The organism is Persicitalea jodogahamensis (genome assembly GCF_014651615.1).
Taxonomy (GTDB): Bacteria; Bacteroidota; Bacteroidia; order Cytophagales; family Spirosomataceae; genus Persicitalea; species Persicitalea jodogahamensis.
In genome coordinates, this window is sequence record NZ_BMXF01000001.1 from 1,061,900 (window position 1) to 1,077,584 (window position 15,685).

General features: G+C 52.2%; 14 protein-coding genes. 9 read left to right on the forward strand and 5 right to left on the reverse strand.

The genetic code is table 11. The annotated features are described in order from the left end of the window. Nucleotides 1-149: 149 nt before the first annotated feature. The 5 genes from IE117_RS04430 to IE117_RS04450 form a co-directional block, all read right to left on the reverse strand. Nucleotides 150-920 carry a LytR/AlgR family response regulator transcription factor gene (locus IE117_RS04430; RefSeq protein WP_189563110.1) on the reverse strand — a complete coding sequence of 257 codons (771 nt, stop codon included), beginning with the start codon at nucleotides 918-920 and terminating at the stop codon, nucleotides 150-152. Further along, nucleotides 917-1,960: a sensor histidine kinase gene (locus tag IE117_RS04435; protein WP_189563111.1), complete on the reverse strand. Its 1,044-nt coding sequence runs from the start codon at nucleotides 1,958-1,960 to the stop codon at nucleotides 917-919. The genes IE117_RS04430 and IE117_RS04435 overlap by 4 nt, the downstream gene beginning before the upstream one ends. A 3-nt stretch (nucleotides 1,961-1,963) precedes the next feature. Further along, nucleotides 1,964-2,710 carry a hypothetical protein gene (locus IE117_RS04440; RefSeq protein ID WP_189563112.1) on the reverse strand — a complete coding sequence of 249 codons (747 nt, stop codon included), beginning with the start codon at nucleotides 2,708-2,710 and terminating at the stop codon, nucleotides 1,964-1,966. A 375-nt stretch (nucleotides 2,711-3,085) separates the two neighbouring features. Beyond that, a complete protein-coding gene (locus IE117_RS04445) occupies nucleotides 3,086-3,355 on the reverse strand; it encodes a hypothetical protein (protein ID WP_229580323.1) in 270 nt (89 codons plus the stop codon). Between the two features lie 229 nt (nucleotides 3,356-3,584). Then, nucleotides 3,585-5,525, reverse strand: coding sequence for a helix-turn-helix domain-containing protein (locus IE117_RS04450; protein WP_189563114.1), 1,941 nt, complete (start codon nucleotides 5,523-5,525; stop codon nucleotides 3,585-3,587). Between the two features lie 611 nt (nucleotides 5,526-6,136). Here IE117_RS04450 and IE117_RS04455 point away from each other — a divergent pair. The 9 genes from IE117_RS04455 (at nucleotide 6,137) to IE117_RS04495 (ending at nucleotide 15,682) form a co-directional block, all read left to right on the forward strand. Beyond that, nucleotides 6,137-6,532 (forward strand): ester cyclase, encoded by a 396-nt coding sequence (locus IE117_RS04455; RefSeq protein ID WP_229580325.1) that lies wholly within the window; start codon nucleotides 6,137-6,139, stop codon nucleotides 6,530-6,532. Nucleotides 6,533-6,541: 9 nt separating this feature from the next. Further along, on the forward strand, nucleotides 6,542-7,294 hold the full coding sequence (locus tag IE117_RS04460; RefSeq protein WP_189563116.1) for an HpcH/HpaI aldolase family protein: 753 nt from the start codon (nucleotides 6,542-6,544) through the stop codon (nucleotides 7,292-7,294). A gap of 288 nt (nucleotides 7,295-7,582) precedes the next feature. Then, nucleotides 7,583-8,410, forward strand: a complete 828-nt coding sequence (locus IE117_RS04465) for a type 1 glutamine amidotransferase domain-containing protein (RefSeq protein ID WP_189563117.1) — start codon at nucleotides 7,583-7,585, stop codon at nucleotides 8,408-8,410. Continuing rightward, nucleotides 8,385-10,106: a thiamine pyrophosphate-binding protein gene (locus tag IE117_RS04470; protein WP_229580327.1), complete on the forward strand. Its 1,722-nt coding sequence runs from the start codon at nucleotides 8,385-8,387 to the stop codon at nucleotides 10,104-10,106. Before IE117_RS04465 ends, IE117_RS04470 begins: the two co-directional genes overlap by 26 nt. Before the next feature lie 33 nt (nucleotides 10,107-10,139). Next, nucleotides 10,140-10,565, forward strand: coding sequence for a nuclear transport factor 2 family protein (locus tag IE117_RS04475; protein WP_189563118.1), 426 nt, complete (start codon nucleotides 10,140-10,142; stop codon nucleotides 10,563-10,565). A 28-nt stretch (nucleotides 10,566-10,593) separates the two neighbouring features. Further along, nucleotides 10,594-11,436, forward strand: coding sequence for an MBL fold metallo-hydrolase (locus IE117_RS04480; protein WP_189563119.1), 843 nt, complete (start codon nucleotides 10,594-10,596; stop codon nucleotides 11,434-11,436). A 135-nt stretch (nucleotides 11,437-11,571) separates the two neighbouring features. After that, nucleotides 11,572-11,964, forward strand: a complete 393-nt coding sequence (locus tag IE117_RS04485) for a nuclear transport factor 2 family protein (RefSeq protein ID WP_189563120.1) — start codon at nucleotides 11,572-11,574, stop codon at nucleotides 11,962-11,964. 80 nt (nucleotides 11,965-12,044) lie between these two features. Next, nucleotides 12,045-14,921 carry a molybdopterin-dependent oxidoreductase gene (locus IE117_RS04490; protein ID WP_189563121.1) on the forward strand — a complete coding sequence of 959 codons (2,877 nt, stop codon included), beginning with the start codon at nucleotides 12,045-12,047 and terminating at the stop codon, nucleotides 14,919-14,921. Further along, nucleotides 14,918-15,682, forward strand: a complete 765-nt coding sequence (locus IE117_RS04495; protein WP_189563122.1) for an FAD binding domain-containing protein — start codon at nucleotides 14,918-14,920, stop codon at nucleotides 15,680-15,682. The genes IE117_RS04490 and IE117_RS04495 overlap by 4 nt, the downstream gene beginning before the upstream one ends. Nucleotides 15,683-15,685 lie beyond the last annotated feature (3 nt).

A 15,685-nucleotide genomic window follows, 5' to 3' on the forward strand; every position in this document is an offset into this window, starting at 1 on the left:
GAGCGTAGTTGACTTGGTATACAATGATGAAAGCGACTCAGGGATTTGGCTGAATAGCCGATCGTGAGTTTTAGTGTGTATAAGGAAGTGCTTGCGCAAATCTATTCGAAAATGAACCCCTTTATTCTTCAAGACTCCTGACTCCGCACTCAGCTTTCTTCAAACCACTTTTTAAACAAGGGTACCCGTTCTTTGCTGATAAGAATTGGTTTTTTTGAGATGGGTTCAACCCGGATAAGAAGACGGCCATTGAAATAGAACTCGATTTCCTGAATACTGTGGCGTGCGACAATAAACTGGCGGTTGGCACGGAAAAAATCATCGGGGTTCAGCAGCTTATCCAATTCTTCCAGTGTTTTGTCGATCGCGTAGTTTCGGCCATCGGCCAGCATTCCGTCCACGATGCCGTTCTCGATTTTGAACCAGGCGAATTCCTCGTCTCTGATCGGAATCAGTTTGTCGCGGTAGGGAACCAGGAAGTTGCGCCGGGTAGCCTTGCCTGACAGCATCTGACTGCGGATGGTATCTTCCAACGACTGCATTTTCTTTTTCAGGCTCTCACCATTCGTTTGCTGGTACTTGTCGAGGCTCTGGTGCAGGGATGTGGATTTGATGGGCTTCAACAAATAATCGATACTGTTCAGCTTGAAGGCATTGATGGCGTACTCGTCGTGGGCAGTCGTGAAGATGATCGGGCAGCGGACGGTCGTCTGTTCAAATATATCGAAGCAAGTACCATCGCCAAGCTGCACATCAGAGAAAATCAGGTCCGGGGCGGGATGGCTCGTCAGCCAGGCGACGGACTGCTCCACGCTCTCGAGAATGGCCAAAACCTGAACCTCAGGCATGATCTTCTGAATTAAGCTTTGCAAATATTCACCGGCAGGCTGCTCGTCTTCGATTATCAGGATATTGGTCATGGGGATTCGATCAGGGGAATGGTGACAGAAAAATGCTCCGAGTCGTCGGACAGGGAAGTGATGCGGCCCGAAATGAGTTCGTAGCGTTTGTTAAGATTACTCAGCCCGATGCCCAGGCCATCAGTGTGCGGCTTGCGGTTGATGGAGTTGGAAATAACCAACTGCCCCGCCACTTCGTCCACCTCAACTTTCAGGTGCAGGATATGGTTGGAGGTAATGATGTTATGTTTGATGGCGTTCTCGATCAGAAGCTGGAGCGAAAGCGGCACGACATACCACTCTTTGTTGATGTTGGTTCTCTCAAAATTGAAAACCAGTTTTTCGCCGAAACGCGCTTTGTAAAGTTCCAGAAAAGCTCTGGCCACCGCCAACTCCTCCGAAAGACGAACCAGGTTTTGTTTCTGAATCTTGAGATTGTAGCGCAGAATGTCAGATAAATTATGAACAATGCTCTGCGCCTTGTCCGGGTCGGTCGTAATCGAGATATTCAGGATATTGAGGGCATTGAAAAGGAAGTGCGGGTTGAGTTGACTATTAAGCGCGTCAAGCTGATTCTTTACCTCAAGTCTTTTTAACTGCTCATTTTCGATAAGGGCTTCATTCGACTCCCGGACGGCTTTTACGTAATACCAAAAGCCGTAAACGCCGACGAGTTGGGCCAGATTCTGGGCAAAGTACCAAAAGTGCATCACCCCCTCATGCAGGGAAGGGCCAAGGAGAAACAGGTGAAGTTGAAAGAAAAACTCGGTCAGCACCACGAACAGGACAAACTCTATGGCCCGTTGCACGGCCATCTCCTGGCGCTGGAACCAGTTTGAAAATGGACCGAGCGAACCCAGGGAAATGAGAGAAAACAATCTTCCGAAGAGAAAGCAGTTGATCACCTTTAACGCAAGTGCTCCGGGGCCATATCCCGCCACGGATTCGAAAGTCACCGGATCCGACAAACACCGCACGATCGGTGCCAGATTGACCATGATTCCCACGACCAAGCCATACACCCAGACGTACCTTAGTTCAGATGAACGTACTCTGGCCATAAATCAGGCAGAAAGACGGATCCCCAGTATAGGATTGGGCGTGCCGAAAGCACCATTCGACTTATCTTTTAACAAATAGGCCATGGCCTGGATAAAATCAGTTTCGGATTTGCTCCACTGCCTTTGGTGGGTGACATCTTCGATGCCCAGATGAAACATTCGACCGCCGGCACGCTGAACGGACACCTCGTAAGCAGAGCGCCGTGAACCGAGCAGGGGAAGGTGACCGGGAGCCGTGATTTCGTAGGTAATGACAGGCGGACCAACCTGGTCGATCGGAGTTTCCCGTACGTAGACCCGGCTGATCTCCATGACATCCAGGATTACTTTCAGCGCGTTATCAAAAGTAGCCCCGGCTCTCAATTCCTGCCCGCAACGTTCCAGGGCAGAGGCATGACGCAATTGCTGGAACTGGAAATGCTGTCTGGTTTTTCCTTCAACTTTGCTCTTCCAATCGTCCAGGGTCAGCGAAAGTGCTTCGATCCAATCCGCCGGAACATGTCCGCGTTCCAGGATCAGGCAGGCCATCGAACCGTTGAGTACATTGATCAGATCTTCTGCCTGACCGTCCGGTAAATTGTGGCTGGCAATGAGAATGTCGTACCTGAATTGAGAGCAAGCCACCAGGGCTTGTCGTTTGTCGGCCACCTCGGAAACCTCGAATTGATAATGGGATTGGGTCAGGGATTGAAAAAGGGAGGTTTGCATCGTACCGGGAACGGCAACCAGTAGTATGTTTAAAGTTTTCATAGGGCGCTTTTGAATAATTATAGAGGGGTTAGGAATAGGAATCTACCGTAGCCGATCGTCACCGGGACAATCATCGATTCAAATATTTATATAAAAATAGGCAGATAATAATTAATACTGCATAAGGCTGATTTATTGGTGGCCGAATGCACCGATTTGGTGGCTGAACAGTTTTTGATCAAAGATAGATATCCGTGGTTTTGAACTGTTGGTGTATAATTCCAAAGCGTTATCTTATTGTTCTTTCTTTAGTCTATTGTTCCAATATAGGTAAAAAATAGTACTGATTATGGTGAAATGGATACATGAAACTACCTTTTGCTTTATATTGAGGGATAGGGCTGCGCTTTATCTGAAGCACCTGTTGACAGCATTCTAGCCATTGAGAACGATACCGGCTGAGATTTTCCTTAGGTAGAAATCATAGTATTGCCAGATGCTCCATAGGATAAGCGCAAAAACCAGGAGTCGGGGCCGGAGAAAGAACGGTTGTCTGCTTTTGAGGAATTCGATTCGCTGGGGTACTTTGTCAAATCGATTGTGCTTTTGTACCTCGGTTTTTAACAGTTCAGCCGACCACCACACTAATTCATCATCCATGACTTTGGCTGCTGTCAAGACCAGTGGGCGCACGGATGGTATCATTCCGAGTGGCACTGTCTAAAGCCAAAGTTTGGCGATGCGTTCGGCAGGAGGGGCCTGAATCACTGTGTAAGCCTGCGCGTGCGAAGCCAGTTGACCCTGAAGCAATGTCAGCAAAAGGTAACTACTGATTTGAAGTAAAACAGGAGCAGTGGAACGGCTCAGTTTTTACCGGCAAACATTTGCCATGGAAGCTATTTGAAGCAAAAAGAAAACAGCAGGATGGCTAATGTCAAATGGCAACGGACGGCGGTAAAGGCAGACCGTAGTCTTTGAGTATTTTCTGGAAACGCGGATCGTCATGCAAGAGCCGGAAGGCAGGATGCAATACCAAGTCTTTATAAATGACCCCTTGGCTTGCCGCCCGCTGCATATACGAGAGGCATTTTTCCACCTTGCTCATTCCGGCATACACCATAGAGCGGCTGAGGTCATCCTCAGGTGTGTTTCCAAGTGTGGTCAGGTAGTTTCCGGCGGCGGCGGTATTGTCCATTCGCGCCTGGCAAAAAATGATTTGGGCTTCGAAATGTGTTCTGCCGGGATTCAACTCATGCGACTTTTCGAGTTGGGTCAGGGCGAGTCCGTACTTTTCCTGAAAGAGATAGTGGGAGGCCCAGCACATGTAGAAGATAAAGGAGTCGCCGAAGACAACTTTTCCGTCCTCGATAAGCTGTGCAGCCAGCTCTGAGCGCCCCGCATAGGTACAGTTGCGAATATGACCGCCCAGTATTACCGGATGGAGCGGGTCCAGTTCTACGGCTCTGGCGCTGTACTGCATTGCCTCAGCCGGCTTACCAATTTCACGCAACAGGAGACTGTACCAGTAGATAGTCAGGGCATCGTTGGGGTTCAGTTCCAGCGCAATCTGGTAAGCAGTGTTTGACTGGTCCCACTTATACTGGTCGCGATAAATATTAGCCAGAATGGCGTAGGCAGTGGCATTGCGGCTATCCAGCCGAATGGCTTTCAAAGCATTTTTCTCCGCTTTATCGAGGGTACTTTTCTTATCCTCATAGCCCATGTTGCTCAACAAGCTGTAAGCGGTGGCCTTTTGAGCGTAAGCATCGGCAAAGCCGGGATCATACGTCAGTGCCCGGTCGAGCAGTCGCAGACTGCCCGCCAGCTTGGACTCTTCGCGGCTAACCAGCATCGCACGGGCCTGCAGGTAAAGGTTATAGGATTTTGGGTTCCTGGTGGGAGTACGGTTGAGCTGATGGGCCAGAATAGGGGAAATCTTTTTATCGAGCGTAGCAGCGAGCTCTCCAACGATGGCATTCATCATCCTGAATATGTCTTTCTCATCACCTGCGTAGACCTTGCTCCATACTTTACTTTCGTCACCGGCACTGATCAGTTGCAGTTCGATCTTTACCTTGCCGCTCCTGCGGGTAACATGACCTTTGAGGACGTGGTCCACGTCAAGTTCGCGGCCAATGGATGTAATATCTTTTTCCGTACCGCGGTATCGGTCGGCAGAGGTCTTGGCAATTACTTTCAGGTCGGTCAGCAGCAGCAATGAAGTTTGGAGCCGCTCGGCAATGCCCTCCGAAAAATCCTCGTCCCCTCCCTGACTTTCGAATGGCAGTAGTACCAGCGAATTCCCGCTCGTAACAGCATATTCGGCAATACTGGGAGCCGCCCCCTGACTCCCCCAATCAGAAATCTGCCATACTACCCAGCTGGCTACTACTACAATCGCCAAAGTGAGCCCGGAGAGCAGCCGATTGTTACGAAGCATGCCACCTGGAACAGCAAATGGTCGATCTGCCGGCGGCATGGTAGTGGGCTCGGGCGCTCGGAGAGCGGGTGCTGCTTCAACTTCGGGAAGGGGCGTTCGTTGTTCGTGCTGTCTCCGCAATTCAGTGGGGCTGACGCCGAATTCTTTCACGAAATACTTGCTGAAATTCTGGGGACTGGCGATCCCCGTAGCGTTCGCAACTTCTGACACTCTGTATTGGGTTGTCAGAAGAAGCCGTCTTGCTTGACAAAGCCTGACTTTGCGGACGTAAAGCGTAGTCGAAAGCCCGGTTTCTTCCTTAACTACCCGGTGTAGCTGGGTACGGCTGATGCCCAGTTCCTGCTGAATTCGGGCTACGGTAAGCGAGGAGTCATCCAGGTTTCGCTCAATCAGACGATTTAGTCTTTCAATAACTTCTTCGTTTGTGCTTAGCATAGGTGATCCAGAAAAATTTTCATTTTTTGGTCGAGCATAAAGTTAAGCCTTTTGCCGGTGATAGGGAAATGGTCGCGAAAGTTGAGATGCGATTCGGAAAGGTTCACAACCCAATTTGTCAGTTTCACTCAGAAAATCGAACGTTTATCCGGAGGTATTTTTGAGTTTTGAAACGACCTGCCGCATCAGCAAACTGCAGCCCTATTCCACACGACATATGCTGCCTGTTTTGTGTCGATACATCCACTTGCGTGGGTCATCAGATTTGCCCCATGCCAGGTCAGGCTTCATCCACCCCTCCTTTTTCTGAACTCATTTGCTCAACGTTATATAAACTTCTTTTTCCATATCTGACAGAATAGGGGCTGTCACTCCTTGACAACCGCTGGGGAAAGGACTAGTCGGCCCTCCCAGCGGGGGCAGGGCCGGTGAGCGCCCGTGCCTGCAAAGTACGGATTAAGGTACTTGCCTTTATTTGATTCTGCATTCATAAGCAGGCAGAAGACTGGCTTCACGGGGCCGTTGGTTACCCAGTATTGAATTCCTAAACAACAGCATCAGTGGAAGGAGCAACCGTAGACATAAGCCCAGTCGAGCGCAATAAACAGGTAATGCGCAGGATCGTCGAGTCCAACGACGCCCGTGATTTCTTCGCTTACGTCGATTCGTTGTCAGAAAATTTTGTGGGCCATCACAGTATGGTCCCCGGCGGTCTTCACGGAAATCAATCGCTGAGCGGATTTTTCCACGCTACCGAAGCCATCGCCTTTCCTGATGGATACCACACCATCCACAATTTGTTCGGTGAGGGAGACTACGTCACCCTGAACCTGTCATTGCATGGAACCTTCACAGGCCCCCTTCCGGACGGAACGCAGCCCAATGGCAGGCAGATCGAATTCCGATACAATATACTATGCCGCTTCGAGGGCGAAAAGCTGGCAGAATTATGGTGGTTTGGGTACGACTCCCATCAGCTTATGCTGGATCTCGGCATGATCAACTAGACTGACATCATGAATTTCAGGCAGAGGCTTCATACGGGTGAGATTATGTATGGGCTGACCTTAACGCTAGGCACGCCCCAGATTGCAGAAATGATCGCCCGGCTTGGGTTTGACTGGATCTGGATCGAAACTGAGCACACCACGATGAACCTCGATACGGTGCAAGCCCAATTACAGGCCATTGCAGGCAATGGTACCGCGGCTGTGGTGCGCGTCGACTGCAATGACCAGACCACGATCAAGCGGATTCTGGATACCGGGCCGGATGGTGTAATCATTCCCTCAATCAATAGCCGGGCAGAAGCCGAAGAAGCTGTAAAGTTCTCAAAATATCCGCCCCTTGGCGAAAGGGGGATTGGTTTGGCGCGTGCTCAGGGCTATGGGCTCGATCTGGGCGGATATGTGAAGTCGGCCAACGATGAAGTGGCGGTGATTTTCATGATCGAGCATATCAGGGCTGTGCAGGATATCGATAATATCCTGAAAGTAGATGGGCTGGACGCCGTCATGGTTGGGTCTCTGGACCTGGCTGGCAGCATGAACCTGCACAACGACCTGGCGAACCCGCTGATCGAGTTGGAAGTGCAAAAAGTACTGCGAGCCTGCCAGCGGGCCGGTGTCCCCTGCGGTGCTTTTGTGGGTGACCCCAGCCAGGCCAAAACACGAATTGAACAAGGGTTTCGCTTACTGACATTGGGAGCTGATGTGCTTCTTCTGGCAGCCGGTGCCAGGAACGCGCTTGCGACGGCGAAGAGCGGGTAACGCCGGTCGTCGCACTGGCAAAAAGTTGAGACGGGCTACGGAAGGTTCAGGTTCGAATTTGTCAGCTTCACCCAGAAATCAAGCAAAGGGCAATTCTGTTTTTGCCAATTTTAAAACGTCAAAACACAGGAGGCGTCAATCAGGCGATTCCATACTATGCACATTACGCATCTGATTTCTTCTGTGGATTTTCAAAGCATTTACTCAACGTTATGTTAAACTTTCTTCTCCACACCATTATCACTTACTGAATTCATTTACTCAACGTTATAAAAACTTCATTTTTCCATGTCAAAAAAAGTACTAGCCATCCTCTCTGAATATGGATACTGGGGGGTCGAACTGGTCGGTCCCCTCGAGAAACTTGAGGCAGCGGGCTACACGGTCGAATTCATGACGCCTAACGGCAAAAAGGCCGAGGCCCTGCCGCCCAGCTACGACACTACCTACGTGGATCCACCGCTGGGAATGTGCGTCACCACGGAAGAAGCCGCCGAAAAAGTAAAAGCTTTCGAGGCCCAAAATCGCCTGGAATCGCCTCTGAACATGTCAGAGATGATCCCGGAACGCCCTTATTTTTCAGAGCCTGACTTCCTGCGGAAATTCGAGAAGTACTACGCCGACCTGAAAGTGGCGCAGCAAAAACTGACCGACGAGTATGCGTCGGTACTATTGGTGGGCGGTAGCGGACCCATCATCGACATGGTCAACAACCAGCGCGTGCACGACATCATTCTGGCTTTCTATAACAAGCAAATGCCCGTAGCCGGAATCTGTTACGGTGTGGCTCCGCTTGTTTTTGCCCGTGATTTCAACGAGCGCAAATCCATCCTTCGCGGCAAGCACGTTACGGGGCACTGCATCGAGTACGACTACCACGATGGTACGGGCTTCCTGCATACCGATCTGAACATGGGGCCACCACCCTATGTGCTGGAATACCTGCTCTCGGATGCCGTCGGCCCCGATGGACAGTACCACGGAAATTTTGGGAAGGAGACTTCCGTAATCGTTGACTACCCCTTCATTACGGCTCGTTCGCTTCAGTGCTCATTCGAGTTTGGGGAGCAATTTGTCAATATGTTGGACAATGGACTCACGCGCTATGGCTGGTAAAACCGGAAATCAGAAGATTGTCGAACAGTTTCTGGCCGACGGCATGGACCACATGTACGGAAATCCCGGCACGGTGGAGCAAGGCTTCCTGGATGCCGTGGCCGAGTACCCCGACATGAAGTACATCCTGACCCTGCAGGAAAGCGTGGCGCTCATGATGGCCGACGGCCACGCCCGCTTCACGCAGCGACCTACGCTGGTGCAGCTCCACAGCGCTCCCGGCATCGGCAACGCGGTGGGGGCGGCCTATCAGGCAAAGCGAGGTCACGCGCCGCTGGTCATCATCGGTTCTGACGCGGGCACGCAGTACATGAATATGGATGCTCAGATGGCCAACGACCTGGTGGGCATGATGCGACCCGTGACCAAGTTCTCCACGATGGCGCTTTCGTCCAAATCCCTGCTCCGAACCCTGCGGCAGGCAATCAAAATCGCCGGAACCCCGCCGATGGGCCCGGTGTATGTCTGCTTGCCCATGAATATTCTGGATGAACCTAATGACGAACCTGTCTTTCCGACCTGTATCCCATCCACCCGGGTTCGTCCCGACGAATCCCTGATTAAAGAAACCGCGCAGGCGCTGCTAGCCGCCGAAAAACCAATGATGTTCATCGGGGACGGCGTAGCCTACTCCGACGCCATCCCCGAAATGACCCGCGTGGCCGAACTGTTGGGAGCCGAAGTATATGGCGTGGAATTTGGCGATGTTATCATGGATAACACCCACCCGCTCTACCAGGGTACCACGGGCCATATGTTTGGTTCGTTCAGTAAGCCCATTACCAGCAAGGGCGACGCCAATCTGGTAGTTGGTACTTACATGATGCCCGAGGTGTTTCCCGAAGAAGGAGAGATTTACGCCGAAGGCGCCAAGGTGATTCACTTCGACCTGAACGCCTACGAAATTGCCAAAAACCACCGCGTGGATCTGGGCGTAGTGGCCGACCCAAAGCTATCGCTGCAAGCCCTGGCCGACGAACTTGAAGCGACTATGACTGACGGCTTCCGTCAGGCTGCCGCCGAACGGGCGCAGCAACTCGGCGAAGCCAAGAAGCAGAAGCTCGCGGCGGATTTTGACAAAGACCAGCAGCAAAAGGGCAAATCTCCTTTACAGATGTCGCAGTTTGCTGAGGTTTTGGCCCAAAAACTACCCTCGGATGCCATCATCTTTGATGAAGCTCTCACGAGTTCGCCCGCCATTACCCGCTATATACCGCCGCGTGAGGCCGGTCAGTACTTCTTCACAAGGGGCGGTTCGCTGGGCGTGGGCTTTCCGGGGGCCATTGGCCTGAAACTAGCCAATATGGACAAAACAGTCATCGGGTTTTCCGGCGACGGGGGTAGTATGTACACAATTCAAGCCCTTTGGTCGGCTACGCGGCATAAGGCCGGAGCTAAGTTCGTGGTCTGCAATAATGGCTCCTACAAGCTCCTGCAAATGAATATCGATGTCTATTGGAAGGAGCGGGATATGAAAAAGCACGACTACCCGCTGCCTTTTGACCTGTCGTATCCGGCCACACGCTTCGATCTGCTCGCTCAGGCGATGGGCGTGAAGGCGGTGCGGGTGGAGAAGGAAGAGGAAATCGCCCCCGCCATCGAGCAGATGCTGGCCGACGACGAACCCTTCCTTATCGACCTGGTGCTGGAAGGAGACCACAAATCCGACTGGGTGCAGGTCAATTGCTCGCAGTAAACAACCATTTTCATTCTCAACGTAAAAGAAATCATGCTGACCCAAGAATCAATCGAAAAACTTGCCAAAGACTGGTACCGTAAACTCGACGTGCACGCGCCGATGGTGGAAGTATTACCCATGCTCATCGACGACGGCCTGGAAATGGTATTTCCCGAAGCCACCGTGTATGGCTACGCTGGCTTCGAGGGCTGGTTCCAACGCGTAATCCGCATTTTCTTCGACGAAGTACATACCGTCAAAACGGTAGAGCCCGTCATCGACGGCGACACCGCTACCGTGAGGGTAGTCGTGAAATGGGAGGCCAGCGTCTGGAATGCTCCTGACGCCGAGAGCAAGCGCATCACCCTCGACGCTTTCCAGACCTGGGAAGTGAAAGCCGGGCCAAACGATACGGTTTTGATTACCAAGTACACGGTGGATGGCCTGGAATACTACGAAGGTTCTGCTGAACTTTAAGAAGAACCGACCCTAAACCCTTTTGAAAATGGATTTTAATTACATAAAAATTAAAAAGGTTGAATTGGACGGCGCGACGATACACTGCGTGCAGGCCCCCGAGGACGGGGAAATGGTCAACGCCCAGTTAATCGAAACGCCCAACCAACTGCTGCTGGTGGATACCCTGCAACTGGTGCCCCACGCCAACGAATTGCGGCAATATGTGGACAGTCTAGGAAAGCCGCTATCCAGAATCCTGATTACGCACCATCACCCCGATCACTGGTTTGGCACTTCTTCTTTCGAGGGATTCGAGATCGCCGCTTTTCCTGAAACCATTGGCATTATGGGGGCTTTGGCCGACTACCTGCTGGGATACCATCGCAGCCTGCATCCCGACCAGCCCGATGTTATTCCCGACAATAAAGTACTGCCCACTGTACAAGTGCAGGAAGGAGAGTTTGATCTTGATGGACTGAAAATCAACTTGATAAAAGTACTTGACACGGAATGTCCGGTAAATATGGTAGTAGAGCTGCCGGAAGAAAAAACGCTGCTGGCGCAAGACCTGATCTATCACCAAGCCTATCCCTATTTCGGCGAAAGGACGCAGGCAGGCGAGTACAGCTTCGACAACTGGATTGCGACGCTGGAAAGTTTTGAAACCAAAGGTTACCGGCATATCCTGCCGGGCCACGGCGACCCGACTACACCCGAAATAATCCCGGTGATGATCGGTTACCTCAAATTTGTCAAGCAACAGGTAAACGACGGCTTACGTGGGCAGGACCTAATCCAGCGTATCAAGGCGGAGTATCCCGACTATGGACTGGAACTGACCCTGCACATGTCGAACTACATGCTCTTCGAATTCCAGAATCAGGGATAAAAGGATTCTAGACTTTGGATTATGGATTGCTCTGCATCCGTTGGCATATCTACCATTTTATTCAGAATCTATCGTCCTACGTCCAAAATCCAACGTCCAGCCTCCAACGTCCAATACTTAGAACCACTCAACCTTATGAAAAACGTACCCGATACCAAGCTAGGTCAGATGTACCGCGAACACATCCAGCATATCCTAGATAAGAACATCGACGCCCTGCTCGACCAGTACACCGACGACGCCCTGCTCATCAGTAGTTTCATGAAAACTCCCCAAATTTATCAGGGTCGTGAGCAAGTCAAAGAACACATGCAGGGAATCCTAGGCATCGACGGCCTTGAAACGGAAATTGGCTTTTGGGCCGAAACGCAGGATCCCGAAACACTGATGATTACGGAGCAAATCACGATGACCACCGAAGACGGCACCAGCGAAATGCGCTTCGCCGATAGTTGGGTGCTGCGCGACGGCAAAATCGCCATCCACTTCGCCGGAATGGTTCAGCATCCGGATGGTTCGCTTAGCTGATTGCGGAGAGTTGCAAGTACCTGGTACCCTGAGAAATTTTATTGCCGTCCCCTCTAACTAGTGAATTCCTAAACCTTTTTATGAAATTAAATTTCCACATAAACGGCCAGCTGCACAGCGGCGACGTAGACAGGCACGTCTCGCTTGTGGATTACCTCCGCGATTCCGTTGGATTGACGGGGACAAAAGTCGGTTGTGGCTCGGGTGTGTGCGGTAGCTGCACAATTCTGGTAGATGGCAAAACTACCAAGAGCTGCCGGCTACTGGCCATGGAAGCAGACGGAAGCGATGTCACCACTATCGAAGGCCTGGCGAAGAACGGCGAACTCCATCCTTTGCAAAAAGCATTCTGGGAAAAGAACGCCGTCCAGAACGGCTTTTCGACACCGGGCATGATCATGGCCGCCGCCGAATTGCTTTCCCGTAATGCCGACCCCACCGACGCCGAAATCAAGCATTGGTTAAGCGGTAATTTATCGCGTGAGACGGGGTATCAGCAAGTGGTTGAGGCCGTGAAAGCTGCTGCGGCTGAGATGCGGGGCGAAGGAAAAACTACTACCGAAGGCCCCGATAATACAAGTATCGGCCAGTCGCCCAAGACCCGCAAAACCAGGGAACTCGTAACGGGCGAGGCAAAATTCATTGCTGATATGTCGCTACCCGGCATGCTGCACGCGGCGATCCTGCAAAGCCCGCACGGCCACGCGCGAATCCTGAACGTCGACACATCTGCCGCCGAGACGATGCCAGGGGTAGTGCGGGTGTTCACGGCCAAAGACACTGAGGGCGTCATGCCCATGCCGGTCATCTGGATTCCTCCTTTTGCGGAGAGCCATTTTCTTCCCCATCCGTCCGGCATCGTGCCGGGTTCGCATTCAGTCTTTGCCAAAGACCGTGTCCGTTTTGTGGGCGATCAACTCGCCGCCGTAGTGGCCGAAACCCGCGCTCAGGCTTACGCGGCACTGGATAAAATAAAGGTACAGTACGAAGCCCTGCCGCTGGTGCTCGACGTAGAAGAGGCCGTGAAAGAGGGGGCACCCCAATTGCACGAAACGGCTCCCAATAATATTCTGATCGAAACGGTTTTCGGCGACAAAGAAGCTACTGAAAAAGCCATTGCCGACGCCGAAGTGGTAGTAGAGCAGCGTATCTATAACCAGCGGCTGATGCACAATACACTGGAAGTGCGCGGCGTACTGGCGCAACACGATCCGGCTACCAACCAGCACACGATCTGGGCCAATACCCAGATTCCTTACCCGCACCGGCTTTTGATTTCGCTGTACGTGCTCGGGATTCCTTACAATAAAATGCGGGTGATCGTGCCCGCGATGGGCGAGAGCAACGGCTGCAAAGGCAACCTTTATCCCGATACGCCGCTGGTACTTTGGATGGCCCGTGAACTGGGGCGCCCGGTCAAGTGGGTGGATACGCGGGCGGGTTTTGCCCGCAATACCGCCCAGTCGAGGGATCAGGTGCAGTACGTGACAATTGCCGGATCAAAAGAAGGAAAAATCTCGGCGCTGAGTTGCCGGGCGTTGAGCAATGTCGGTGCCTACCCGGTTATCAACGCGCCTGGGCAGCCACTGGCACTCATTGGCCGCAGCATCACGGGAGCGTACGCCATCCCGCAGGCTTGCTACGACATCAAGGTGGTGTATACCAACAAAGTACCTACCGCACCGATGCGTGGATCTGGCCGGGCTGAAGCCATCTTTCTGATCGAACGGGCCATCGAACGCTTCGCCCGCGAAATCGGGAAAGATTCCGCCGAAGTGCGCCGTATGAATATGGTACCCAAAGACCAGTTTCCGTACGAGAATGGGTTGGGCTGGACCTACGATTCGGGCGACTACGAAACCGCCTTGAACCTGGCGCTGGAAAAGGCCGGTTATGACGATCTCGCTACCCAAAAAGCCGAAGCCAGTGAGCGTAACAAATTGCTGGGCTTAGGAATTGGCTCCTACGTGGCCGTGGCAGGCGTAGGCAACTCCGCCAAGATGGGAGGCGAGGGCCTGATGAGCGGAACCTGGGGTAGTTCGTATCTGCACGTGGCACCTTCCGGGGAGGTGGCTATCACGACCGGAGCGCAACCCCACGGGCAGTCGCAGGATACTACTTTTGCGCAAATAGCCGCGCAGGAACTGCAGATTCCGATGGATTACATCACCATCCAGCATTCCGACACCGACCTGCCGCTGTACTACGGACAAGCCAGCTACGGCAGCCGTTCACTGAGTGTGGAAGGGGCGGCGGTGCAGAAAGCCTGTCGGATGATAATCGAGAAAGCCCGTAAAATGGCCGCGCATTTGTTCAAAATGCCGCTCGAATTAATCGAATATAAAGAAGGAAAAGTAATAGGTACTCCCGCGCCCGAACAGGCAGTAATGACTTTGCAGCAAATTTCATTGATGTTGTGGTTTGGCTGGGATTTGCCCGAAGGCATGGATCCGGGTCTGGAAGCAACCTCCTATTTCGATCCCGAAAATTTTAACTTTCCCTTCGGCACGCATGTGGCGGTGGTGGAAATCGACCGCGATACCTGCGCTGTGGATTTGGTGAAATACGTGGCTGTCGACGACTTCGGTACGGTGATCAACCCCGAGGTAGTGCGTGGGCAAACCCATGGCAATATTTTGCTGGGCATCAGCCAGGCGTTGTCGGAAGAAACACGCTACTCGCCTGAAAACGGCCAAGTGTTAACCGATGATTTTGATACCTATTCCATCGCCCGAGCCGACTGGATACCCGTCCTGGAACTGCACCGCACCGAAACGCCTTCGCCGTCCAATCCATTGGGCGCCAAGGGGGCCGGGGATGTCAGTAATCCGCCCGTTGCGCCCGCTGTGGTGAACGCTATTTGCGACGCGCTTTCAGACTATGGAGTGAAGCATATCGATATGCCCGTAACACCGGAGAAGATTTGGCAAACCATCTACCAAGACAAAGCATCATGACCATGATAGGGTACACTTACGCCGCCCCCAAAACAGCTGGCGAAGCTCTGGCTTTGCTGCGGAAGAATGACGCGCAGGCCATAGTTAGCCTGCAGCATATTGCTGAATTTAAAACGATCAAAATGGATGATGCTGGCTGTGTCATTGGCTCACGGGTCACACTGTCCGAGCTGAAGCAACATTCTGCCTCTGCCAACTATCCCGCTTTGACTCAGGCACTAGCCTCAATAAGTGACCCACACCTACTGAATCATACTACAATGGAAGACAGTCTGAACGCCAGTGATATAGAACTATCGTCGGTCACGGCCGCCCTCCTCGCAATGGACGCCGATGTGGTGATCGTAGGAGATGAGATGGAGGAAAAATATGCATTCAGTGATTTCCTGCAAACTGACCTGACGCACGATGAACTGGTGGCATTTGTGCGGATCGTATTACCGGACGAGAGCACCTCATCCTACGAAAATGCCGGTTTTCTGAGCGGGAGCAAACCGATTTGCGGTGTAGCGGTGGCCCGGCAAAAAAACGCCGACAACACTTTAAGAATTGTGCTGGGTGGATGTACTGACAAACCCGTGCGCCTGCAAAGTGTGGAAGCGGCACTAGCGGGGAAAGAGCTAAATGCGAGTACGGTCGATGCTGCTCTGGAAAAGATTGAAGGCGAACCGCTCACCCTCCGAAAAGACTTGCCGATTGGCGAAGACTACCTCCGGCACCTTATCAAGGCACTTACCAAAAAAGCAATCTTGAAACTTTAAATT